The sequence below is a fragment of the Massilia sp. CFBP9026 genome, from assembly GCF_034045165.1.
GTDB classification, from domain to species: domain Bacteria; phylum Pseudomonadota; class Gammaproteobacteria; order Burkholderiales; family Burkholderiaceae_D; genus Telluria; species Telluria arenae.
The window spans coordinates 525,836-548,718 of sequence record NZ_JAXCWH010000003.1 but is presented as its reverse complement, the minus strand read 5'-3'; the positions used below and the strand labels follow the sequence as shown (position 1 = coordinate 548,718).

16 protein-coding genes are annotated in these 22,883 nt (G+C 65.7%); 12 read left to right on the top strand and 4 right to left on the bottom strand.

Translation table 11 applies throughout. The features are described 5' to 3' along the window. Nucleotides 1-10 precede the first annotated feature (10 nt). The gene (locus SOM28_RS10815; protein ID WP_123071479.1) at nucleotides 11-697 is read right to left on the bottom strand and encodes a helix-turn-helix domain-containing protein; all 687 of its coding nucleotides are present in this window, start codon (nucleotides 695-697) and stop codon (nucleotides 11-13) included. A gap of 146 nt (nucleotides 698-843) precedes the next feature. Between SOM28_RS10815 and SOM28_RS10810 the strand changes: the two genes are divergently transcribed. The 10 genes from SOM28_RS10810 to SOM28_RS10765 all read left to right on the top strand — a co-directional run bounded on the left by SOM28_RS10810 (nucleotide 844) and on the right by SOM28_RS10765 (nucleotide 16,829). Beyond that, complete coding sequence (locus SOM28_RS10810; RefSeq protein ID WP_320468107.1) at nucleotides 844-2,886, top strand: serine hydrolase domain-containing protein; 2,043 nt, start codon at nucleotides 844-846, stop codon at nucleotides 2,884-2,886. Next, complete coding sequence (locus SOM28_RS10805) at nucleotides 2,886-3,908, top strand: dipeptide epimerase (protein WP_320468106.1); 1,023 nt, start codon at nucleotides 2,886-2,888, stop codon at nucleotides 3,906-3,908. The genes SOM28_RS10810 and SOM28_RS10805 overlap by 1 nt, the downstream gene beginning before the upstream one ends. Nucleotides 3,909-3,916: 8 nt before the next feature. After that, on the top strand, nucleotides 3,917-5,206 hold the full coding sequence (locus SOM28_RS10800) for a peptide MFS transporter (RefSeq protein WP_320468105.1): 1,290 nt from the start codon (nucleotides 3,917-3,919) through the stop codon (nucleotides 5,204-5,206). 38 nt (nucleotides 5,207-5,244) lie between these two features. Beyond that, the gene (locus SOM28_RS10795) at nucleotides 5,245-7,488 is read left to right on the top strand and encodes a TonB-dependent receptor (protein ID WP_320468104.1); all 2,244 of its coding nucleotides are present in this window, start codon (nucleotides 5,245-5,247) and stop codon (nucleotides 7,486-7,488) included. After that, nucleotides 7,488-8,519, top strand: a complete 1,032-nt coding sequence (locus tag SOM28_RS10790) for an N-acetyltransferase DgcN family protein (RefSeq protein ID WP_320468103.1) — start codon at nucleotides 7,488-7,490, stop codon at nucleotides 8,517-8,519. The genes SOM28_RS10795 and SOM28_RS10790 overlap by 1 nt, the downstream gene beginning before the upstream one ends. Then, nucleotides 8,516-10,087: a serine hydrolase gene (locus SOM28_RS10785; protein WP_320468102.1), complete on the top strand. Its 1,572-nt coding sequence runs from the start codon at nucleotides 8,516-8,518 to the stop codon at nucleotides 10,085-10,087. Before SOM28_RS10790 ends, SOM28_RS10785 begins: the two co-directional genes overlap by 4 nt. Next, on the top strand, nucleotides 10,084-11,286 hold the full coding sequence (locus tag SOM28_RS10780) for a dipeptidase (protein ID WP_320468101.1): 1,203 nt from the start codon (nucleotides 10,084-10,086) through the stop codon (nucleotides 11,284-11,286). Before SOM28_RS10785 ends, SOM28_RS10780 begins: the two co-directional genes overlap by 4 nt. A gap of 296 nt (nucleotides 11,287-11,582) precedes the next feature. Further along, complete coding sequence (locus SOM28_RS10775; protein ID WP_320468100.1) at nucleotides 11,583-13,253, top strand: methyl-accepting chemotaxis protein; 1,671 nt, start codon at nucleotides 11,583-11,585, stop codon at nucleotides 13,251-13,253. A gap of 269 nt (nucleotides 13,254-13,522) precedes the next feature. Then, the gene (locus SOM28_RS10770; RefSeq protein WP_320468099.1) at nucleotides 13,523-15,214 is read left to right on the top strand and encodes a methyl-accepting chemotaxis protein; all 1,692 of its coding nucleotides are present in this window, start codon (nucleotides 13,523-13,525) and stop codon (nucleotides 15,212-15,214) included. A 121-nt stretch (nucleotides 15,215-15,335) separates the two neighbouring features. After that, entirely contained in the window at nucleotides 15,336-16,829 is a 1,494-nt protein-coding gene (locus SOM28_RS10765; RefSeq protein WP_320468098.1) for a right-handed parallel beta-helix repeat-containing protein, read from the top strand. Nucleotides 16,830-16,880: 51 nt separating this feature from the next. Here SOM28_RS10765 and SOM28_RS10760 read toward each other — a convergent pair whose 3' ends face one another. The 3 genes from SOM28_RS10760 to edd are packed head-to-tail and all read right to left on the bottom strand — an operon-like array spanning nucleotide 16,881 to nucleotide 20,032. Beyond that, nucleotides 16,881-17,453, bottom strand: coding sequence for a Rhs element Vgr protein (locus SOM28_RS10760; RefSeq protein ID WP_221176187.1), 573 nt, complete (start codon nucleotides 17,451-17,453; stop codon nucleotides 16,881-16,883). Nucleotides 17,454-17,468: 15 nt separating this feature from the next. Further along, on the bottom strand, nucleotides 17,469-18,092 hold the full coding sequence (eda, locus tag SOM28_RS10755) for a bifunctional 4-hydroxy-2-oxoglutarate aldolase/2-dehydro-3-deoxy-phosphogluconate aldolase (protein ID WP_320468097.1): 624 nt from the start codon (nucleotides 18,090-18,092) through the stop codon (nucleotides 17,469-17,471). A gap of 20 nt (nucleotides 18,093-18,112) precedes the next feature. After that, nucleotides 18,113-20,032 carry a phosphogluconate dehydratase gene (gene edd / locus SOM28_RS10750; RefSeq protein ID WP_320468096.1) on the bottom strand — a complete coding sequence of 640 codons (1,920 nt, stop codon included), beginning with the start codon at nucleotides 20,030-20,032 and terminating at the stop codon, nucleotides 18,113-18,115. Nucleotides 20,033-20,261: 229 nt separating this feature from the next. Here edd and pgi point away from each other — a divergent pair, with 229 nt between their 5' ends. Then, nucleotides 20,262-21,905, top strand: a complete 1,644-nt coding sequence (gene pgi, locus SOM28_RS10745) for a glucose-6-phosphate isomerase (RefSeq protein WP_320468095.1) — start codon at nucleotides 20,262-20,264, stop codon at nucleotides 21,903-21,905. An 18-nt stretch (nucleotides 21,906-21,923) separates the two neighbouring features. After that, nucleotides 21,924-22,820 carry an SMP-30/gluconolactonase/LRE family protein gene (locus SOM28_RS10740; RefSeq protein ID WP_320468094.1) on the top strand — a complete coding sequence of 299 codons (897 nt, stop codon included), beginning with the start codon at nucleotides 21,924-21,926 and terminating at the stop codon, nucleotides 22,818-22,820. Nucleotides 22,821-22,883 lie beyond the last annotated feature (63 nt).

Below are 22,883 nucleotides of genomic sequence, written 5' to 3'. Positions count from 1 at the left end.
GGATAAGCGGCTATTTTTTGACGCTGCGCTTGCGCGGTGTTGCCGGCGCCGTTTCCACGCCATCTCCCTCCCCCGCATGCGCGTGGGTATGCGTCGACATCATCGACTGCATCTGCTCTTCGTCCGCGCTCGACATCACGGTCAGCACCTCGGCTTCGTCGCAGCCTTCCGGCGTCAGGTAGGCATGCCCCATGCTCGAGTCGAAGTAGATCGACTGCCCTTCCCTGAGCACCACCGGGTCGTAGAACTCGCTGTGCAGCACCACCGCGCCCTTGAGCACGTAGGTGAATTCTTCTCCCGAGTGATGCACCAGTTGCCCGAACTCCTTGACCGACTTGGCGCGGATGCGCGCGATCACCGGAATCATGCGCTTGCGCCTTAGCTCCGCGCACAGGTAGTGGTAGTCGTAGTTGGGCGTCTCGACCCGCACCGCCGACTGCAGGTCGCCCAGGCTGCGGCGCGCGGTGACGGGCGGCTCGGCCTCGGGTTCCTCAGCGAACAGTTCCGACATGCGCATGCCCAGCTTCTGGCTGAGCTGATACAGCTTGTCATAAGTCAGCGTCAGCTGGCCATGCTCCACCTTCGACAAGGTGGATACCGGGATGCCACTTTTCACGCTCATTTCCTTCAGCGTCCAGCCCTGGCGGCTGCGCAGGCTGCGGATCAATGCACCGAGTGTTGGGGATTCAGATGTCATAAACCAATTTTTTTATATGTTGACACAGTCTCTGATTAGGAAGATATTTCTCCAATCAGAGAAAAATAACTCGGATCAAGCTTTATTTTATAGGCTGGCCGGGTGGACCGCAAATCAACCGAACGAACAGGGAGAAGGGAGACTCGATGAGATTTCTGAAGATTCTGCTGCTGGGCATGCTGTGCTGGAACGCCGGCGCACTTGCCCAGCAGGCCACGCAAACGCCCACCTTGCCGCCGCCGCCGATCACGCCGGGCCCGGCCAAGCCTTCTGCCGGCACCCCACAGACGGCCGTCCAGTCTCCCGCTGCCGCCAGCGGACGCACCCTCGACAAGACCGACCTCGACACCTGGCTCGACGGCTACATGCCGTTCGCGCTCAATACCAGCGACATCCCGGGCGCAGTGATCGTCGTCGTCAAGGATGGCCAGGTTCTGAGCGCGCGTGGCTTCGGCTATGCCGACGTCGACAAGCGCACGCCGGTCGATGGCGAACGCACGCTGTTCCGTCCCGGCTCGGTATCGAAGCTGGTGACCTGGACCGCCGTCATGCAGATGGTCGAGCAGGGCAAGATCGACCTCGACGCCGACGTCAACACCTACCTCGACTTCAAGATCCCCGAGCGCGCCGGCAAGCCGGTGACGATGCGCGAGATCATGACCCATACGGCCGGCTTCGAAGAGTCGGTGAAATACCTGATCGTCTACGACAAGAACAATGCCAGGCCGCTGGGCGAGCTGCTCAAGGCGTGGGTTCCCGATCGCATTTTCAACGCCGGCACCACGCCCGCCTACTCGAACTACGCCACCTCGCTGGCCGGCTACATCGTCGAGCGCGTGTCCGGCATGCCGTTCAACGACTACGTCGAGAAGCAGATCTTCGCGCCGCTGAACATGCGCACCGCCACCTTCCGCCAGCCGCTGCCGGCCGCATTGGAACCACTGATGGCCAAGGGCTACAGCAAGCCCGGCGAACCGTCGCTCGGCTTCGAGATCGTCAACTCGGCGCCGGCCGGAGCGCTCTCGGCCAGCGGCCAGGACATGGCCAACTTCATGCTCGCGCACCTGGCTGGCGGCCAATTCAACGGCCAGCGCATCCTGTCAGCCGCCACCGCGAAGACGATGCATGACAGCCCGCTCGACAAGATCGGCAAGTCGACGCTGCTGCCGCCGCTCAATCGCATGGAACTGGGCTTCTTTGAAACCAACGTCAACGGACGCGACGTGATCGCCCATCTGGGCGACACCGAGGGCTTCCACAGCTCGCTGCACCTGTACATGGACGACGGCGTGGGCCTGTACCTGTCGGTCAACAGCGGCGGCCGCGCCGGCGCATCCAACACGCTGCGCAGCGCCGTGTTCCAGGATTTCTCGGACCGCTACTTCCCCACCACCCTCCCCGCCGACGGCCGTGTGCCCGAGGCCGAGGCCAAGCGCCATGCCGAAATGATGACCGGCTCCTGGGAAAGCACGCGCCGCTCCGAATCGAACTTCTTCGCCCTGTTCAGCCTGTTGGGCCAGGTGAAGGTCACGCTCGACGACAAGGGCAACCTGGTGGTGCCGGCCCTGCTCGGCCCCAACGGCCGCCCGCGCGAATGGGTCGAGATCGCGCCCTTCGTGTGGCGCGACAAGAACGGTGAAGACCGTCTCGCGGCCCAGCTCGAAAACGGTCAGGTGGTGCGCTGGAGCATGGACTTCATGTCGCCCTTCATGGTGTTCGACCGCGTCCCGGCCGGCAAGGACGGCGCCTGGCTGATCCCGGCCGCCTGCGTCGCCGCCGCGGTGCTGCTGTTCGCCGTGCTGGCCATGCCGGGCGGCTGGATCGTGCGCCGTCGCTACAAGCTGCAGCACACGCTCGACAAGCCGGCGCGCCAGGCGGCACTGGCCACGCGTCTTTCCGCGCTGGCCATCCTGGCGGTGCTGGCCGGCTGGGGCGGCGTCGTGACGGCTTTCGAGTCGACACTGGAAAACGCGACCTCCCCGCTCGATCCGTGGCTGTGGCTCCTGCAGATCGGTGGCCTCTTCGCCTTCGTGGCGGCGCTGGTGGCCGGTGCGCGCAACCTGCAACTCGCCTTTAAAGAACCGGGACGCCTGCGCAAGTTCTGGAGCGTGCTGTACCTCCTGTCCGCCTTATTGTTGGCCTACGTGGCGCTGCGCGGCGGCCTTCTTTCCATGACGGTGAACTACTGATGGCCCGCCTGACGATCTCGGTCGCGACCGAAAAGCTGCAGCTCCTCAAACCCTTCCGCATCTCGGGCCATGTGTTCGAGGCCTTCGAGGTGGTGGTCGTCACCTTGGGCGACAGCCGCCACCAGGGCCGCGGAGAAGCCTGCGGCGTCTACTACCTTGGCGACAATGCGGCCCATATGCTGGCCGCGCTCGATGGCTCCAGCGCCGCCATCGCCGCCGGTCCCACGCGCGAGGAACTGCGCGCCATCCTGCCGCCGGGCGGGGCGCGCAATGCGGTCGACTGCGCGCTGTGGGAACTGGAAGCGGCGCGCGCCGGCGTGCCGGTGTGGCAGCTCGCCGGCAAGGCGGCGCCCAAGCCCTTGCGCACCACCTTCACGCTCGGCGCCGATTTGCCGAAAGCGATGGCGACGACGGCCCTCGATTACGCCCAGGCCCACGCCATCAAGATCAAGCTGACCGGCGAACTCGATCTGGACCTCGAACGCGTGGCGGCGGTACGGGCCGCGCGGCCCGACGCCTGGCTCGGGGTCGATGGCAACCAGGGCTTCGTGGCCGGCCAGCTCGACGCCCTGATCGCCGGCCTGCAGGCCCAGGACGTGCGCCTGCTCGAACAGCCGCTGGCGCGCGGGCACGAGGCCGAGCTGGAGGGATTGCGCTCGCCGATCCCGCTGGCGGGCGACGAGAGCATCCTGTCGCTGCGCGACGTCGCCTCCGCCGTCGGCCGCTACGACGTGGTCAACATCAAGCTCGACAAATGCGGCGGGCTGACCGAAGGCCTGCTGATGGCGCAGGAAGCGCGGCGCCTGGGCCTTGGCGTCATGGTCGGCAATATGGGCGGCTCGAGCCTGTCCATGGGGCCCAGCTTCGTGCTGGGCCAGGAATGCGACATCGTCGACCTGGACGGCCCGATCTTCCTGGCCAACGACCGCCGTCCCGGCGTCGAGTACGTCGACGGCGATGTCTGGTCCGGCCCCGAAGTCTGGGGCGGGCAAGCCCCAATTGCCGGATTCACCTCCCGATGAGCGCCGGCATGCACGACGAAGCCACCTGGTTCGGCCATCCGCGCGGGCTGACGATCCTGTTCCTGACCAATATGTGGGAACAGTTCTCGTACTACGGCATGCGCGCGCTGCTGGTCTACTTCATGACCAAGGAACTGCTGCTGGCGCAGACCCAGGCCTCGTTCATCTACGGCGCCTACACGGCGGCGGCCTACTTCACGCCGATCCTGGGCGGGGTGCTGGCCGACCGCTGGCTCGGCAAGCGGCGCGCCATCATCATCGGCGCGTCGATCATGGCGGCCGGGCACTTCATGATGACCTTCGACACGCTGTTCTACGTCGCGCTGGCCACCATCGCTCTCGGCAACGGCCTGTTCCTGCCGTCGCTCCCGAGCCAGGTCGGCGACCTGTACAAGCATGGCGACGCCCGCCGCGGCTGGGCCTTCAATGTGTATTACGTCGGCGTGAACATCGGCGGCTTCCTGGCGCCGCTGATCTGCGGCACGGTCGGCGAGCTGTATGGCTGGCACTACGGCTTCGGCCTGGCCGGCATCGGCATGCTGCTCGGCCTTGTCGTCTACGTCGCCGGACAGCGCTACCTGCCGCCCGAGACCCTGCGCACGCAGGCGGCCGGCGCTCCTGCCCCGCGCGGACTGGGTCGCGAGACCGTGCTGGTCCTGGTCGGCATCGGCCTGGCGGTGACGGTGTTCCGCGCCGCCTACGAACAGGTCGGCAACACGGTGGCCCTGTGGGCCGACAGCGGCGTCGATCGCACCCTGGGCGACTGGACCATCCCGATGACCTGGTTCCAGTCCCTCAACCCGCTGTTCGTGATGCTGCTCACGCCGCCCCTGCTGGCCTACTGGCACCGCCGCGCAGCTAGCGGCGTCGACCAGGCGCCGCTGCGGCGCATGGCTTGCGGCGCGCTGATCGTGGCCGGCGCCTACCTGGTGCTGGCCACCGCCGGCTGGCGCGCGGACGGCGCGGCCACCGGCTGGATCTGGCTGGTGCTGTTCTTCCTGGTGCTGACGATCGGCGAGCTGTTCATCCTGCCCACCGGCCTGGGGCTGTTCGCCCGCCTGGCGCCGCGCCACCTGGGCAGCACCACGGTCGCGGCCTGGTTCCTGGTCACCTTCGCCGGCAGCCTGTCGGCCGGCCTGGTGGGCAGCTTGTGGAGCCGCTTCGAACCCGGCGCCTTCTTCGCCCTGCTGGCGGCATTGGCGGCGCTCTCCGCCGGCCTGCTGTGGCGTCTCAACGGTCCGATGCAGCACGCGGACCGGCTGCATGCCGGCGGGGTCGCCGTCGGCGCCAACGCTTGATGTCCCTGAAACGATAACGAGAAACAGGAGAGAACCACATGGCATTTCCCACGCCAAAAGCAGCAGGCAGCATCGTCCTGACATCCATGGCGCTCGCGGTATCCAGTGCCTACGCGGCCGGGCAAGAACAACAGCGGCAACGCGAAGACGTCCAGCAGGTGGTCGTGACCGCCCAGAAGCGCGCCCAGACCATGGTCGACGTGCCGCAGTCGATGTCGGTGGTCGGCGGCGACGCGCTGGAAAAACACCAGGCCACCGGCTTCGCCGACTACCTGAAACTGGTGCCGAGCTTGCAGCTGGTGCAGAGCACCCCGGGCGAAGGCCGCCTGGTGCTGCGCGGCCTCGACACCGGCGGCGTGGCTTCCACCGTCGCCGTGTACCTCGACGAGACGCCGTTCGGTTCGAGCAGCGGCCTGGCCAACGGCGCGATCCTGGCCGGCGACTTCGACACCTTCGACCTGGCGCGGGTCGAGGTGCTGCGCGGCCCGCAGGGCGCGCTGTATGGCGCCAGTTCGCTCGGCGGCCTGGTGAAATTCGTGACCAATGCGCCGGACTTCGACGGCTTCGCCATGCGCGCCCGCATCGGCGCAGCATCGGTTGACGGCGGCGGCGTCTCGTACCGCACGAACCTGGTGGTGAATACCCCGATCAGCGAGACGCTTGCCGCGCGCGCCTCGGTCTCGTACCAGAAGGAGCCCGGCTTCATCGATTCGATCGGCACCGCCGGTTCGGACGTGGCCAAGGACATCAACAAGGCCGAGAACTATGGCGGCCGCGCCTCGCTGCTATACAAGCCGCACAAGGACTTCGACCTGCGGCTGACCGCGGTCGCGCAGAATATCGCCACCGACGCGCCGAGCATCGTGGAGAGCGATCCAGAGTCGCTCGAAACGCTCTACGGCCGTCCGACCCAGTCGCAATTCGTGCCGCAGATGCGCGACATCCACTACCGCGTCTTCAACGGCACCGCCAACTGGAACCTGGGCAGCGCCAGCCTCACCTCCTCGACCAGCTACAGCACCCAGAAGCAATATGCGCGCGAAGACGCCACGACCAATCTGAGCCAGTTCGTCGAGGACAACCTGGGCGTACCCAACGAGATGTACCTGGGCATGGAGCTGGAGGTCAAGAAGTTCACGCAAGAGCTGCGCCTGAGTTCCAACGGCGGCAGCCGGGTCGACTGGCTGGCGGGTCTCTACTACACCGACGAGGAGGGCGACCTGGCCCAGCGCTACCACGCCCTGGTGCCGGGCACAATGACACCGGCCTCCGGCTTGCCGATGCTGGCCGACGTGAAACTGGGCTCGAACTACCGCGAGGTCGCCGCGTTCGCCAACACCACCATCCACCTGAATCCGGTGTATGACCTCGATATCGGCGGCCGCTACAGCCACAACAAGCAGGACGCCCACCAGCTCGGGGATGGCGTGCTCACCTCCCCTGCCGACAACCGCGCGGAATCGTCGGAAGACGTCTTCACCTACGCCGTCTCGCTCAAGCGCAAGTTCAGCGAACGCACCGCCGTGTACGCGCGCGCGGCCAAGGGCTTCCGTCCCGGCGGGCCGAACGTGCTGCCCCCGAACGCCCCACCCGGCACGCCGACCAGCTACGAGTCGGACAGCGTGATGAGCTACGAGGCCGGCCTCAAGACCCAGACCGACGATGGCCGCTGGTCGCTCGACCTGTCGGCCTTCCACATCAAGTGGAAGGACATCCAGTTGCTGGCGAACGTGAACGGCTTCGGCATCAACGCCAATGGCGCCGGCGCGACCGCCGACGGGGTCGAGATCAGCGCCGGCTGGCGTCCGCTGCAGGGCCTGCGCCTGTCGGCCAATGGGGCCTGGAACAAGGCGCGCCTGGACGACGACACCGACCCACAGCTGGTCGGCGGCTACAAGGGCGACCGCCTGCCGTTCTCGCCGAAGTACACGGCGGCGCTGCTGGCCGACTACCGCTGGACCATCGGCGACACCACGCCGGCCTTCGCCGGCGCCTCGGTGCGGCGCATGGCCGGACAACACGCCAGCTTCGATCCCGACTACCGCCTGGCCAACGGCCGCCAGCGCGAGATCCCGTCGTATAACGTGGTCGACGCCTATGCCGGCCTCGAACTCGGCAACTGGACCGTCGAGGTGTTCGGCAAGAACCTGGGCAATAGCGACGGCAAGCTCTCGACGGCCGAGCTCATGCCGAACGGGATGTTTGCCTATCCGAACGGCGCTCTCGGCACAGGCGTGATCGCGCCGCGCACCGTTGGCTTCACCCTGACCCGGGAGTATTGATGCCTTCATCAATGGACAACCGCGCCATCGGCCGCTGCCTGCTGTTCCTCGGCGACGTCACCGAACCGGGCTTCGCCAAGACCGCCTTCGGCCTGCGCGACTGGGCCCGCGAGCGCTGCGTTGGCGAGCTGCGCCTGCCGCAAGCCACCGTCTCGGCCGGCCTGCCGCAGCTCACTTGCGAACAGGCGGCGGCGCAAGGGGCGAGCGCGCTGGTGATCGGCGTGGCGGCGCCGGGCGGGGGCATCCCCGATGCGTGGGTGCCGGCCCTGGCAGCGGCGCTCGACGCCGGCCTGGACATCGTCTCCGGCATGCATGTGCGCCTCGACGCCCTGCCCGCCCTGCGTGAAGCGGCCGCGCGCAGTGGCCGGCGCCTGGTCGATGTGCGCACGCCGCCGGCCGACATCCCGATCGCCACCGGCCTGCCGCGCAGCGGGCGCCGCATCCTGACGGTCGGCACCGACTGCGCGCTGGGCAAGAAGTACACGGCGCTCGCGCTCAGCCGCGGCCTGGCCGCGCGCGGCGCCGACGTGAGCTTCCGCGCCACCGGCCAGACCGGCATCATGATCGCCGGCAGCGGCATGCCGATCGACGCCGTGGTCTCGGACTTCGTGGCCGGCGCCGCCGAGATCCTCAGCCCGGCCGCGGCGCCCGGCCACGTCGACGTGATCGAGGGCCAGGGCTCGCTGTTCCACCCGGCCTTCGCCGGCGTCTCGCTGGGCCTCTTGCACGGCAGCCAGCCCGATATGTTCGTGGTCTGCCACGATCCGCGGCGCGACCACCTGCTCGGCTATCCCGCATCGCCGCTGCCGTCGATCGAGACCGTGATCGCGCAGACCATCGCGCTGGGCCGGGTGACCAATACTGCTATCCGCTGCGTCGGCGTGGCCCTGAACACCGGCGGCATGGACGCCGCGGTGGCGGAGGCCGAAATTGCCGCCTATGCCGCGCGCTTGCCGTATCCTGTCGCCGATCCGATGCGCGGCGGCCCCGCCTTCGAACGCCTGCTCGACGCCTGCCAGGAGACTCCATGAAACACGTTTGCTCTGCACTGCTGTTCACCCTCGCCTGCGCGCCCGCGCTGGCGGCCCCGCCGGCCGACTTCGAAACCCGCGTCGAGCTGCTCCGCCAGCGCATTGGCGTACCGGGCCTGGCGATCGCCATCGTCGAAGACGGCAAGACCACACTGGCGCGCGGCTTCGGCGTGCGCCAGCTGGGCGCGCCGGCGGCGGTCGATGGCGACACCCTGTTCCCGACCGGCTCCACCGGCAAGGCGATCACGGTAGCGGCGCTGGCCACGCTGGTGGACGATGGAAAAATCAAGTGGGACGACAAGGTGACCGAGCACCTGCCGGGCTTCCAGATGTACGACCCTTGGGTGACGCGCGAGATCACGATCCGCGATCTGCTGACCCACCGCAGCGGCCTTGGCTACGGCGCCGGCGACCTGCTGTTCGTCCCGCGCAGCAAGCTCTCGCGCGCCGAGACCGTGCACCGCGTACGGTTCCTGGAACCGGCGACGAGCTTTCGCAGCACCTACGCCTATTCGAACCTGATGTACGTGGTCGCCGGGCAGCTGATCGAACAGGTCAGCGGCAAGACCTGGGAAGAGTACACCCGTGAGCACGTGCTGCGCCCGGCCGGTATGACGGTGTCGACCACCCACAACGAAGACAATTTCGCGACCGCGAACCGCGCCTATCCGCATGCGCGTATGAACGGCGGCCTGCGCGGCGCCGGCGACCAGGTGCGGCTCGACGAGCGCGACGACCTGGGACGCAACGCGGCCCCGGCCGGCGGCATCGCCAGCAGCGCCAACGACCTGGCGCGCTGGCTGCACACGCTGCTCGGCGCCGGCGCCACGCCCGAGGGCAAGCGCGTGTTCAGCGCCGCGACCCACGAGCAGATGTGGACGCCATCGATGCCGATGCCCACCGGGCCGATGCCGCCCGAGCTCAAATTGATCGAATCGAAGCTGTCGAGTTATGGCCTGGGCTGGGACCTGATGGACTATCGCGGCGCGCGCATGATCTGGCACGGCGGCGCGGTATTCGGCTTCGGCACCGCCGTGGTACTGCTGCCCGAGCAGAACGTGGGCTTCGCCATCGCCATCAATAGCGAAGACGGAGAACTGGTGCGCGGCCTGATGTACGAACTGGCCGACCATTACCTGGGTAAACCACAGGCCGACTGGCCGGCGACCTTCCAGGCCTACAAGGCGAAGAAGGTGAAACAGGGCCTGGAACTGCTCAAGACCAAGCAGGCCAAGCCGGTGAAATCGACGCCGTCGCTGCCGCCGGCAAGCCTGGTGGGCGAATATGCCGATCCCTGGTACGGCAAGCTCGCCATTACCCAGGACAAGAAGGGCTTGCGGGTCGACTTCACCTCGACCCAGCGCATGGCGGGCCGGCTCGAGCACTGGCAGTACGATACCTGGATCACCCGCTTCGACGATCAGGCGCTGGAACCGGCGTACCTTAGCTTTTCCTTCGACAAGGACGGCAAGGTGGGCGGCATCAAGCTGGCGCCGGTGTCGCCGATCGCCGATTTCAGCTGGGATTATGCGGACCTGAACTTCACCCCGATCAAGACGACCGAATGAAAAAGACCACGACTGCCAGCCTCGCCCTCTCCTGCCTGTTCGCGCTCGCCGGCTGCGCCGCGCCCGGCGGCGCACCGGTGGATGAAGCGCACCGCCGCCTGCTCACGCTCGACGCCCACCTCGACACCCCGGTGCACTTCGGCCGCGTCGGGTGGGACTTCGGCGCGCGCCACGATCCCGCCGTCGAAGTGGCCCAGGTCGACCTGGGGCGCATGCGCGAAGGCAGTCTCGATGGCGGCTTCTTCGCCATCTTCACCGACCAGGGGTCGTTGACGCCAGAGGGCTATGCGGCGGCGCGCGCCCACGCGCTGGCGCGCTCGCAGCTGATCGACACGACGCTGGCGCGCCATGCCGACCGCATTGGCGTCGCCACCACGGCTGCCGAAGCACGTCGCCTCGACGCCGCCGGCAAGCTGGTGGCGTTCAAGAGCATCGAGAACAGCTATCCACTGGGCGACGGCGCCGCGGCGATGGCGGCGCTGGCAGACTTCCAGCGCCAGGGCGTGCGCCTGGTCGGCATCGTCCACAGCAAGAACAACCAGTTCGCCGATTCGTCGACCGACAAGCCCGCGTGGAACGGCCTGTCGCCGCTGGGGCGCGACTGGGTGCGCGAGATGAACCGGCTGGGCATGGCGATCGACGCCAGCCATGCCTCGGACGCCACAGTCGACCAGATGCTGGCCTTGTCCGCTTCCCCGCTGCTGCTGTCGCACTCGAACTCGCGCACCAGCTACGATCATCCGCGCAATATCGACGACGCGCGCATTCGCAAGATCGCGGCAGGCGGCGGCGCGATCTGCGCCTCCACCATCTACCTGAGCGAACTGAAAATGGGCCCCCAGCGCGCGGCGCTGTTCGACCGGCTCGAACACATCGGCACGCTGGCGCCGCTTGACCAAGCCGCGTTGAGCCGCGAGTGGCTGGCGCTCGATGCGGTCGAACCGTTGTGGCAGACCAGCTTCGAACAGTACATCGCCTCGCTCAAGCACCTGATCGCGGTGGCCGGCATCGACCACGTGTGCATGGGCGCCGATTTCGATGGCGGCGGAGGACTTGCAGGACTGGACAATGTGGCGCAACTGCCGCGCATTACCGAACGCCTGAAGGCGGACGGCATGTCGGATGCCGATCTGGCGAAGCTGTGGAGCGGCAATCTTCTGCGGGTGCTGGAAGCCGCCGAAAAGGGAGGCTCGCTGTAATCAAATGTCGAAAATTTGTTAAAAATAGATTGCTGCCATATATATGGTGGCGATATAAATCTATACCAAAATTATATTGAATATAAAATAACTCTAATATGTAAGTGTTATTGAGCCGTAACATCCATACATTATTTCGTTTCCCGTTTGCAACATCGAGAGCATAAACCACACTTTTAGGTTTCCCCTGCTTAGCTACAACGTGTACTTTTGACCGGATCATATAACGCCCTCCCAACGTTACATCCTGCGATTTGACAAGTCACAAGGCTCTCTCGTCCTCGGAACTGGAAACCATGAAAATCAAAGATCTCAATATCGGCATCCGCCTCGGCGGCGCCTTTGCCGTCATTCTCGCCATGATGGTCGTCATGCTGGGTACTGCCCTATGGCAGCTGAACCATATCACCAACGCCAAAGAAGCGATGGCGTCGGCCACAGACAAGGCCAAGCTGGCCCAGGAAATGCGCGCCGGCATCATCACCAATGCCGTCAGCACCGTCGCGAAGATCCGTGCCATGGACCCGGCCGAAGAGCAGTCCTACGAAGAAGGCATGAAGGCGATCAGCAAGCGCGCCGGCGAGCTGCAAAAGATCTTCGAAGAAGTGATCGTCAGTGCCGACGGCAAGGTGCTGCTGACGGCGCTGGTCGAACAGCGCGCCAAGTACGGCTCGGTGCGCAACCAGGCCTACAAGATGAAGACCGAACTCGGGGCCGGCAATCCGGAACTGCTGGCCTTCCTCGACACCAAGGTCATGCCCGAAATGCGCGCCTACACCGAGGCGGCCGGCAAGCTGGCCGACTTCCAGGAAAAGATGGCCGACGAGGCCAATGCCAGCATCGATGACATCAGCGCCTCGGTGCAGCGCATGCTGACCCTGATCGGCATCGCCGCGGTCGCCATTGGCGCCCTATTCGGCTGGCTGCTTACCCGCAGCATCACCCACCCGCTGGCGCGCGCCGTCGGCCTGGCCCAGCAAGTGGCGTCGGGCGACCTGACCGCCGACATCCACGTCGATTCGCGCGACGAACTCGGCACCCTGACGGCGGCGCTCAAGACCATGAACGAAAGCCTGCTCAAGACCGTCACCGCGGTGCGCGCCGGCACCGAGACCATCGTCACCGCATCGCAGGAAATCGCCTCTGGCAACCTCGACCTGTCGTCGCGCACCGAGCAGCAAGCCAGCTCGCTGGAAGAAACCGCCTCGTCGATGGAAGAGCTGACCGGCACCGTGCGCCAGAACGCCGACAACGCGCGCCAGGCCAATGTGCTGGCCAAGAACGCTTCCCAGATCGCCTCGCATGGCGGCGAAGTGGTGTCGCAGGTGGTGTCGACCATGGCCTCGATCAACGAATCGTCGAAGAAGATCGGCGACATCATCGCCGTCATCGACGGCATCGCGTTCCAGACCAATATCCTCGCGCTCAACGCCGCGGTGGAGGCGGCACGCGCCGGCGAGCAAGGCCGCGGCTTCGCGGTGGTGGCAAGCGAAGTGCGCAACCTGGCGCAGCGCTCGGCCGGTGCGGCCAAGGAAATCCGTGGCCTGATCACCGACTCGGTGGCCAAGGTCGACGCGGGCGGCCGCCTGGTCGACGAAGCCGGCACGACGATGCAGGAAATCGTGGATGGCATCACGCGCGTGACCGACATCATGTCCGAGATCGCCTCGGCCAGCGCCGAGCAGACCGTCGGCATCGAGCAGGTCAACGAAGCCATCACCCAGATGGACAGCGTGACCCAGCAGAATGCCGCGCTGGTCGAAGAAGCGGCGGCGGCAGCTGGCTCGCTGCAGGAGCAGGCAGCGGCGCTGGCGCAGATCGTGAGCGTGTTCAAGGTCGGCGATGAGAACGCGGTCCGCAGCGTTCGCCGCGCGCCGGCTGGCGGCGCGCTGGTCGTGCGCACGCCTGTCTCTCGCCGTGTCGAACGCACCTCGCAGGTGGAAGTGGAAGAAGACGCGATCGCCTGATCCGTCCGAACTGTTGCACCCGCTGCGGCGGCCCGCTATCTGTGTGGTCGCCGCGCAAACAAACGATATCAATCGCTTACCACCTCATATCGTTCCGCTATTTTTCTGTCCCCTGTCAGCAACATGCATGGATATTTATGGACTCCCGGTAGTCCATACCCCGCGATCCATGCTTATCCTTGATGTAGAGCAATGAAATCTCACACATTGTCACACCCGTGGCGTCGCGTGGGATGACTGGCCACCTCGTCATTCGAACAGGAGACACAATGAAAATCAGCGACCTCAAGATTGGAATCCGGCTCGGCGGCGCATTCGCCGCCGTCCTCGCCCTCGTGGCGGTCATGCTCGTCAGCGCGCTATGGCAACTCAACCGCATCGCCGAGGCCAAGACCGTGATGGCGGATGCCGCGCTCAGCGTCAACCTTGCCCAGCAGTGGTTGCGCGGCATCGAGGGCAACGCCGTGCGCACCCGCGCCAAGGCCAGCAGCGCCGATCCGGCCGAGGACGCGCACTACGACGCCGAGATGAAGAAGACCAGCGCCGGCGTGAGCGCCACGCAGAAGCGGCTCGAGGCGATGATCGACACCGGTCAGGGCAAGGCGCTGATGGACGCCGTCGCCAGCCAGCGCAGCCGCTACACCGGCCTGCGCGACGAGGGTTTCAAGCGCAAGGCGGCGCTGGGCGCCGGGCATCCCGAGGTCCGGGCCTTCTTCCGCGACAGGGTGATGCCCGAAGTCGACAAATACGTCGCGTCGGTCCAGGCGGTGGTCGCCTATGAAGAGTCGCTGTCGGCCGAGGCGCAAGCCAATATCGACGCACTCAATGTCTCGGCCAGGCAGGTCCTGACGGCACTCGGCGTGAGCGCGCTCGCGATCGGCGCCCTGTTTGGCTGGCTGCTCACCCGCAGCATCACGGTGCCGCTGGGTCATGCCGTGGGGCTGGCGCGCCAGGTCGCCGCGGGTGACCTGACCGCCCGCATCGACGTGGCCTCGGGCGATGAAGTCGGCCAGCTTCTCGCTGCCCTCAAGACCATGAACGACAGCCTGCTCAAGACCGTCAGCGCGGTGCGCGCCGGCACCGAGACCATCGTCACGGCCTCGCAGCAGATCGCCACCGGCAACCTCGACCTGTCGTCGCGCACCGAGGAGCAGGCCAGTTCGCTGGAAGAAACGGCTTCGTCGATGGAAGAATTGACCAGCACCGTGCGCCAGAACGCGGACAATGCGCGCCAGGCCAATGTGCTGGCCAAGAACGCGTCGCAGATCGCCGCGCACGGCGGCGAAGTGGTGTCGCAGGTGGTGTCGACCATGGCCTCGATCAATGAGTCGTCGAAGAAGATCGGCGATATCATCGCCGTCATCGACGGCATCGCCTTCCAGACCAATATCCTGGCGCTCAACGCCGCGGTGGAAGCGGCGCGCGCCGGCGAGCAGGGGCGCGGCTTCGCGGTGGTGGCGAGTGAGGTGCGCAACCTGGCGCAGCGCTCGGCCGGCGCGGCCAAGGAGATCCGCGGCCTGATCACCGACTCGGTAGCCAAGGTCGACGCCGGCGGCCGCCTGGTCGACCAGGCCGGCACGACGATGCAGGAAATCGTCGAAGGCATCACGCGCGTGACCGACATCATGTCCGAGATCGCCTCGGCCAGCGCCGAGCAGACCGTCGGCATCGAGCAGGTCAATGAGGCCATCACGCAGATGGACAGCGTGACCCAGCAAAATGCCGCGCTGGTGGAGGAAGCAGCAGCAGCCGCCGCCTCGCTCGAGGATCAGGCGGCCACGCTGGCGCGCCTGGTGAGCGTGTTCAAGGTCGACGACGGCGGCGCCCAGCGCCATGCTGCACGCAACCCACGTCCGACAGGCGCGGGCCAGGCGCTGGCGGTGCGCGGTGTATCCGATCGCACCAGGCCCGCAACCCACCAAACGAAAATTAACGAAACCATCGAATCCATTCTCAGTTAGTTAGTTTTATTACGTTTTTAGTTAAATATACTTTCGAATATTGATTTTAAACATAAAAACAGGTTGATTTAACGAAGTGGGGTGATTAGTATTTACGCACCATCACCCACCGGAGACACCTTTGAAACACTTCGAAGCCTTCCTCAAACTGACGGCCCCAGCCGCTGCAGCAGCCTGCCTGCTGGTCTCGACGCAACTGGCGCATGCCGCCGTCATCACGGTTGCGCCGGGCCAGTCGATCCAGACCGCGGTCAATGCCGCTGTCGCCGGCGATACGGTCCGTGTACTGCCAGGTACCTACACGCAGAAAGTGCTCGTCTCGGGAAAATCTGGTACTGCCAGCGCACGCATCCTGATCAAGGCCGATCCAGGCGTCGTCCTGCGCGGCGGCACGGGTGTGACACCCTCCGGTCGCCAGGGTCTGATCACTATCCGTAACTCGAATTACGTGCGCGTCGAGGGATTCGAGATCACCGCATTCACGACCAGCAGCGTGAGCGCGTCGCCGGTCGGTATCCTGGTCGAAGGGAACGGGAGCAATCTGCAGATCGTCAACAACAAAATCCATGGCATCAAGCATACGAGCACCTGTACGCAGGATGATGGGGATGCGTGCTGGGTCGGCGCCCATGGCCTGGCTGTGTTCGGCACCAATGCCACCGGCATCACCGACTTGCTCGTGCAAGGCAACGAGGTCTATCAGAACGTGCTGCAGTCCAGCGAGGCGCTGGTACTCAACGGAAATATCGACCGTTTCGAAGTCCTGGATAACTACGTCCACGACAATAACAATATCGGACTCGATTTCATCGGCTTCGAGGGCGAGTGCGCCTGTGGCGACAAGGACCGCGCGCGCAACGGCATCGTGAAGAACAACCGCGCGGTGAACAACTCGAGCAAGACCAATCCCTGGTATATGGGCGTGGGCTCGGCAGCCGGCTTCTACGTCGATGGCGGCCGCTACATCGTCTTCGACGGCAACACGTCGAGCGGCAACGATCTCGGTTTCGAGTTCGCCAGCGAACATGCCGGCAAGGCGACCGAGGACATCGTGATGTCGAATAATTTCGTCTACAAGAACCGTGAAGTGGGGCTGACGGTCGGCGGCTACAATGCCAGCGTCGGCGCGGCGCGCCGCATCCATGTGCACAATAACTCGTTCTACAAGAACAAGGGCTGGGGCACCGAGATCGTGTTCCAGCACAAGGTGATCGACTCGCGCTTGAGCAACAACATCTTCTTCGGGACGGGCCCCGCGGCGGACAATTACGGGAATTACGGCAGCGGCCATAGCGGCAATGTGTGGGGAACCAACCTGTGGTGGGGCACGAACGCCAGCGGCGGCAGCCTGCCCGGTGTGCGGGTGCTTGCCAATCCACGCTTCATCGCGCCGGATAGCGGCGACCTGAACCTGCAGGCGACCTCGCCCGCCATCGGTGTCGGCGCAACGAGCGTCGCATTGACGAGCTGGACCTCGCCGCTGTGGAGCCGCTACTTTGCCGGCGGCGCCATCGCCGTCAACGGCGTCACCGACATCAACGGGCAGGCGCGCATCGAAGGCACGATCGACCTCGGCGCCGACGAATTCGGCTCCGCGCCGGCATCGAGAAGGTAGGAAGCCAGCGGGCGGTCACCGCCCGCCACCACTACACCTGCACGACGCCTTTCACATCCAGGCCGGCCGCATTCTCATTGCCAGCCAGCGCGCCGGCCCGCGGTGCAGGTTGGCGCGGTCGCCCGGTGCGTGCAGGAACTCGGCCAGCACCCGCTCGTACAGCGCCAGGCAGTCGCGGTAGCGCTGCTGGCGCATGGCGCCCGGTTTTCTCAGGAATTTGAGAACGAAGTAATCGGCCAGCAGGTCGCCCTGGGCTTCCATATTGTAGTCGGCCAGGGTGGCGTCTTCGTGCAGGGTATAGCCATAGGACAGGCCGATGCGGAAGGCCCCGCGCAGCCGCACCGGATAGCCCAGCTGGTGCTGCCACACATGCGCCATCTCGTGCATGAACCAGTGGATGGCCGGCGGATCGCCGCGCGCGTAGTCGGGCAGGAAGCAGGAACGGTGAAAATACATGCTGCCGTTCGGCGTCATCGCGCAGTTACGCGGCTGGAACGGCATGTAGCGCCGGTTGTACACGCGTACCCGGCGGTAATCGATGGCGTCGCCGAACAGCAGCGACGCCATCGCCGTCTCGCCCTCGCTCAGGGGGCGAAATCGGGAAGGATAGCGCGATCGCAGCATGCGATCCTTCTGTCCTCAAGCCGCGCGCAGCGCCGCCGCAGCCCTGGCCAGCTCGGTGATGTGCGCCCAGTCGCCGGCCGCGATCGCGTCCTTCGGGGTCAGCCACGAGCCGCCCACGCAGGCCACGTTCTTGCAAGCCAGGAATTTCGGTGCGCTCTCGATCGAAATGCCGCCGGTCGGGCAGAAGGTCACGTCCGGCAGCGGGCCGCCGATCGCATTGAGCATGCCGACGCCGCCCGCCGGCACCGCCGGGAACAGCTTCAGTTGCCTGAATCCCTGCTCGCGCGCCGCCATCACTTCGGACGGCGTCATCACGCCCGGCAGCAGCGGCAGGCCGCTCGACTTGGCCGCGTCGATCAGCGCCTGGGTCAGGCCCGGCGAGACGCCGAACACGGCGCCGGCGTCGCGCGATGCCGCGAATTCTTCGGGCTGGGTGAGCGTGCCGACGCCGACGATGGCGCCTTCGACCTGGCTCATGGCGCGGATCGCGCCCAGGCCGTGCTCGGTGCGCAGGGTCACTTCCAGCACGCGGATGCCGCCTGCAACCAGGGCCTTGGCCAATGGCACGGCGTGGTCGGGGTCGTCGATGGCGATGACGGGGATGACGCTCGCCGAGCGCATGATCTCAAGTAGGGTCATTGATTGGCTCATTGGTTGGCTCACTTGTTAGTCCTGAAAAGATGGTCTTCGTCGGAGCCGGGGATGATCTCGCCGGCGTCAATGCCATCGTGCAGCGGCACGACGGTCTGTTTCGGCGACGGCAGCGGGAAGGTGGCTGCACCCTCCTCCGCCGCGCTGATGGAATTGCGGAACATGGAGAACAGTTCGCGGCCCATGCCGATGTGGCTCGAGGTCAGGTCGGCAGTGGCCTGCTTGCGCTGGGCCCAGACGTCCGCCGGCACCAGCGCTTCCATGGTGCCGCTATTGGCGTCGACACGGATCATGTCGCCATCGCGCACCAGGCCCAGCGGGCCGCCGGCCAGGATCTCGGGCGACACGTGGATCGCCGCCGGCACCTTGCCGGACGCGCCAGACATGCGGCCGTCGGTGACCATCGCCACCTTGAAGCCGGCATCCTGCAGATTGGCCAGCGCTGGGGTCAGCGCGTGCAGTTCGGGCATGCCGTTGGCGCGCGGGCCCTGGAAGCGGACCACGGCCACGAAGTCGCGGTTCAGCTTGCCGTCTTTATAGGCGTGCATGAAGTCTTCTTGCGAATCGAAGGTCAGCGCTGGAGCTTCCACCGAATAATGCTCTTTCTTGACCGCCGAGACTTTCATCACCGCGCGGCCCAGGTTGCCCTTCACCAGCACCATGCCGCCGTTGTTGTTGAACGGGTTGGTGGCCGGACGCAGCACGTTCTCGTCGCCGCTCACCGGGGTGGCGTCGCGGAACACGACCTTGCCGTCTTCACCCAGGAACGGCTCTTTGCAGTGATTGCGCAAGCCGTGGCCGAGGATGGTGTTGACGTCGTCGTGCGCCAGGCCGGCGTCGAGCAGTTCGCGGATCACGAAGCCCGGGCCGCCCGCGGCCTGGAAGTGATTGACGTCGGCATCGCCGTTCGGATAGATGCGCGTCAGCAGCGGCACCACTTTCGACATCTCGTCGAAATCGTTCCAGTCGATCACGATGCCGGCCGCGCGCGCGATCGCCACCAGGTGCAGCGTGTGGTTGGTCGAGCCGCCGGTGGCGTGCAGCGCGGCGATGGCGTTGACGATGCTTTTCTCGTCGACGATATGGCCGATCGGCATGTAGTCGCCGCCCTGCTGCGAGATCGCGACCGCGCGGTGGGCCGCAGCGGCGGTGAGCGCATCGCGCAGCGGCGTGCCCGGCGTGATGAAGGCCGAACCCGGCAGGTGCAGGCCCATGACTTCCATCAGCATCTGGTTGCTGTTGGCGGTGCCGTAGAAGGTACAGGTGCCGGCGCCGTGGTACGAAGCCGACTCGCCTTCGAGCAGTTCTTCGCGGGTGGCTTCGCCCTTGGCGTAGCGCTGGCGGATCGCGGCTTTCTCTTTGTTGGAGATACCGGTGGTCATCGGGCCGCCCGGCACGAAGATGCCCGGGATGTGACCGAAGTGCAGCGCGCCGATGAGCAGGCCCGGCACGATCTTGTCGCAGATGCCCAAGTACAGGGCGGCGTCGAACATATTGTGCGACAGGCCGACCGCGGTCGCCATGGCGATGGCGTCGCGCGAGAACAGCGACAGCTCCATGCCTGGCTGGCCTTGCGTCACGCCGTCGCACATGGCCGGCACGCCGCTGGCGAACTGGGCCACGGCGCCGACTTCGCGCACGGCTTCCTTGATCACTTTCGGGAAATACTCGAACGGCTGGTGCGCCGACAGCATGTCGTTATAGGAAGAAACGATGGCGACCGACGGTTCCTTGTATTCGCGCAGCTTCAGCTTGTCGTTGGCCGGGAAGGCGGCAAAGCCGTGGGCCAGGTTGGTGCACGACAGGGCGCCGCGCTGGACGCCCTTGATGCGGGCCGCTTCGAGATGTTCGAGATAGGCCGCGCGCGAGCGCTTGCTGCGCTGGATGATGCGGTTGGTGACCTGTTCTACTACGGGGTGGAGCGCCATGTTCGTTCCTTCCTGAATTTAGTATCTGAAATTTTACTACAGATCGGTACGCCGCGCTCATTTCCGACCGGCCTCTCTATGGGGACGGAATGGCCGAGCGGCGCCGCCTGGTGAAGGGAAGCATCCAACAAGTTGAATTCGCGCTGTTTTTTGTAGTGAATTTACGCGCAGATGCTTGTATTATTCGATAATCCATTATTGCCAACATTGTGCCACGCACCCCGACCCCATGCGCCAGCCTCCTTTGACCAGTACCGCCAGCTTCCAAGCCCTCGCCCAACATGCCGATACCGCCAAGTCGTGGCAGATGCGCGACCTGTTCGCCGCCGATCCCGACCGCTTCGAGCGCTACTCCGACGAGGCCGCAGGCCTGTTCCTAGACTATTCAAAAAATCGCCTCGACGGGCGCACGCTTGAACTGCTGGTCGGGCTGGCGCGCGAGCGCGGCCTGGAGGCGCGCCGCGATGCGATGTTCGCCGGCGAAAAGATCAACAACACCGAGAACCGCGCGGTGCTGCACACCGCCCTGCGCGCGCCGCGCGGCGCGACCTTGGTGGTCGACGGCCAGGAAGTCAATGCCGACATCCACGCCGTGCTCGATCGTGTCAAGACCTTTACCGACGCCGTACGCAGCGGCGAATGGCTGGGCCATACCGGCAAGCCGATCACCGACATCGTCAATATCGGCATCGGCGGCTCGGACCTCGGCCCCAAGATGGTGGTGCTGGCCCTGCGCCACTATGCGCACCCGCGCCTCTCCATGCACTTCGTGTCGAACGTCGACGGCCACGACATGGACGCGGCGCTGGCCCAGGTCGATCCCGAGACCACGCTATTCATCGTCGCCTCCAAGACTTTTACTACGGCGGAAACCATGATGAACGCGCAGACCGCGCGCGCCTGGTTCCTGCAGCATGCCTCCGAAGAGGCGCTGGCCAAGCACTTCGTCGCCGTGTCCACGAACACTGAAGCGATCGAGACTTTCGGCATCGACCCGGCGAACATGTTCCCGTTCTGGGACTGGGTCGGCGGCCGTTATTCGGTGTGGTCGGCGATCGGCCTGCCGGTCGCGCTGGCCGTGGGTTTCGGCTACTTCAAGGACTTCCTGGCCGGCGCGCACGAGCTGGACGAACACTTCCGCACCGCCCCGCTCGAGCAGAACCTGCCGACGCTGCTGGCCCTGGTCGGCTTCTGGAACCGCCAGTTCCTCGACTGCGCGTCGGTGTCGATCGCGCCTTATCACCAGGACCTGAACCGCTTCCCGGCCTACCTGCAGCAGCTCGACATGGAAAGCAACGGCAAGCGCGTGACCCGCGACGGCCAGCCAGTCGATACGCCAACCTGTCCCGCGATCTGGGGCGAGTGCGGCACCAACGGCCAGCACGCCTATTTCCAGCTGCTGCACCAGGGCACCGACGTGACGCCGATGGACTTCATCGCCGCCCTGCGCCCGGCCCACGAGATGGACAACCACCACACCGCCCTGCTGGCCAACTGTTTCGCCCAGTCCGAAGCCTTCATGAAGGGCAAGACGGCGGACGAGGTGCGTGCCGACCTGCAGGCGCAAGGCCTGGCGGCGGACGAAATCGAGCGTCTCACGCCGCACAAGACCTTCCCGGGCAACCGTCCGAGCAACACCATCCTGATGGAGCGCCTGACGCCATCGACCCTGGGCGCGCTGATCGCGCTATACGAGCACAAGACCTTCGTGCAGGGCGTGCTCTGGGATGTCAACAGTTTCGACCAGTGGGGCGTTGAGTTAGGTAAAGTGCTGGCGAAGAAGATCGAAGCCGAGCTGGCGGGCGAACCCGCGCCTGGCCAGCACGACAGTTCCACGAACGGCCTGATCGCCCGCGCCAAAGCGGCCTTCTGAACCCTTCACCATCACACTATGGCAACGGAAAAATTTGAAGTAGTACACGATGCGCCGATGCTGGTCGGCGAGTCCGCGATCTGGCACGAAGTCGAATCGGCGCTGTATTGGGTCGACATCGAGGGCTACACCGTCAACCGCCTGCACGCGGCGAGCGGCAAGTTCACCTCGTGGAAGATGGGCTCGCACCCGTCGGCGCTGGCGATCGACGACAACAACTTCCTGGTCGTGGCGACCCGCCACGGCCTGCTGCGTCTGAACACCACCGACGGTTCGGAAAAGCCGATCACCGACGCGCCCTACGATCCGTCCAAGGTGCGCTTCAACGACGGCCGGGTCGACCCTGCTGGCCGGTTCTGGATCGGCACCATGTACGAACCGCGCGACCAGCCGGCCGCCGAGATGTACGTGCTGGACAAGGATCAGTTGCGCCAGGCCTGGAGCGGCGGCATGACCAACTCGAACGGCCTGGCCTGGAGCCTGGATGGCCGCACGATGTACCACGCCGACACCACCACGCACCGCATCGACTGCTACGACTTCGACTCGGCCACCGGTGAGCAGAGCAACCGCCGCACCATCGTGACCTTCCCGAGCGACAAGTCGGCCGCGGACTACGGCGGCCGTCCGGACGGCGCCACGATGGATTCCGAGGGCATGTACTGGGTGGCGATGTTCGAAGGCGCGCGCATCCTGCGCATCGCGCCGAATGGCGAGATCCTGCGCGAGATCAAGCTGCCGGTGAAGTGCCCGACTTCGGTCGCCTTCGGCGGGCCAGACCTGCGCACCTTGTACATCACCAGCGCCAGCCATGGCAGGTCAAAGGAAGAGCTGGAACAGTATCCGCTCAGCGGCAAGGTGCTGTGCCTCAAGATGGACGTGGCGGGGCGCGAAGAGCCGGAATACCGCGCCTGACGCCGACGCAGGCGCGGATGGCGTGAGCCAGCGCACCGAAGAAGTCCGCCTTCGCAGTTATAT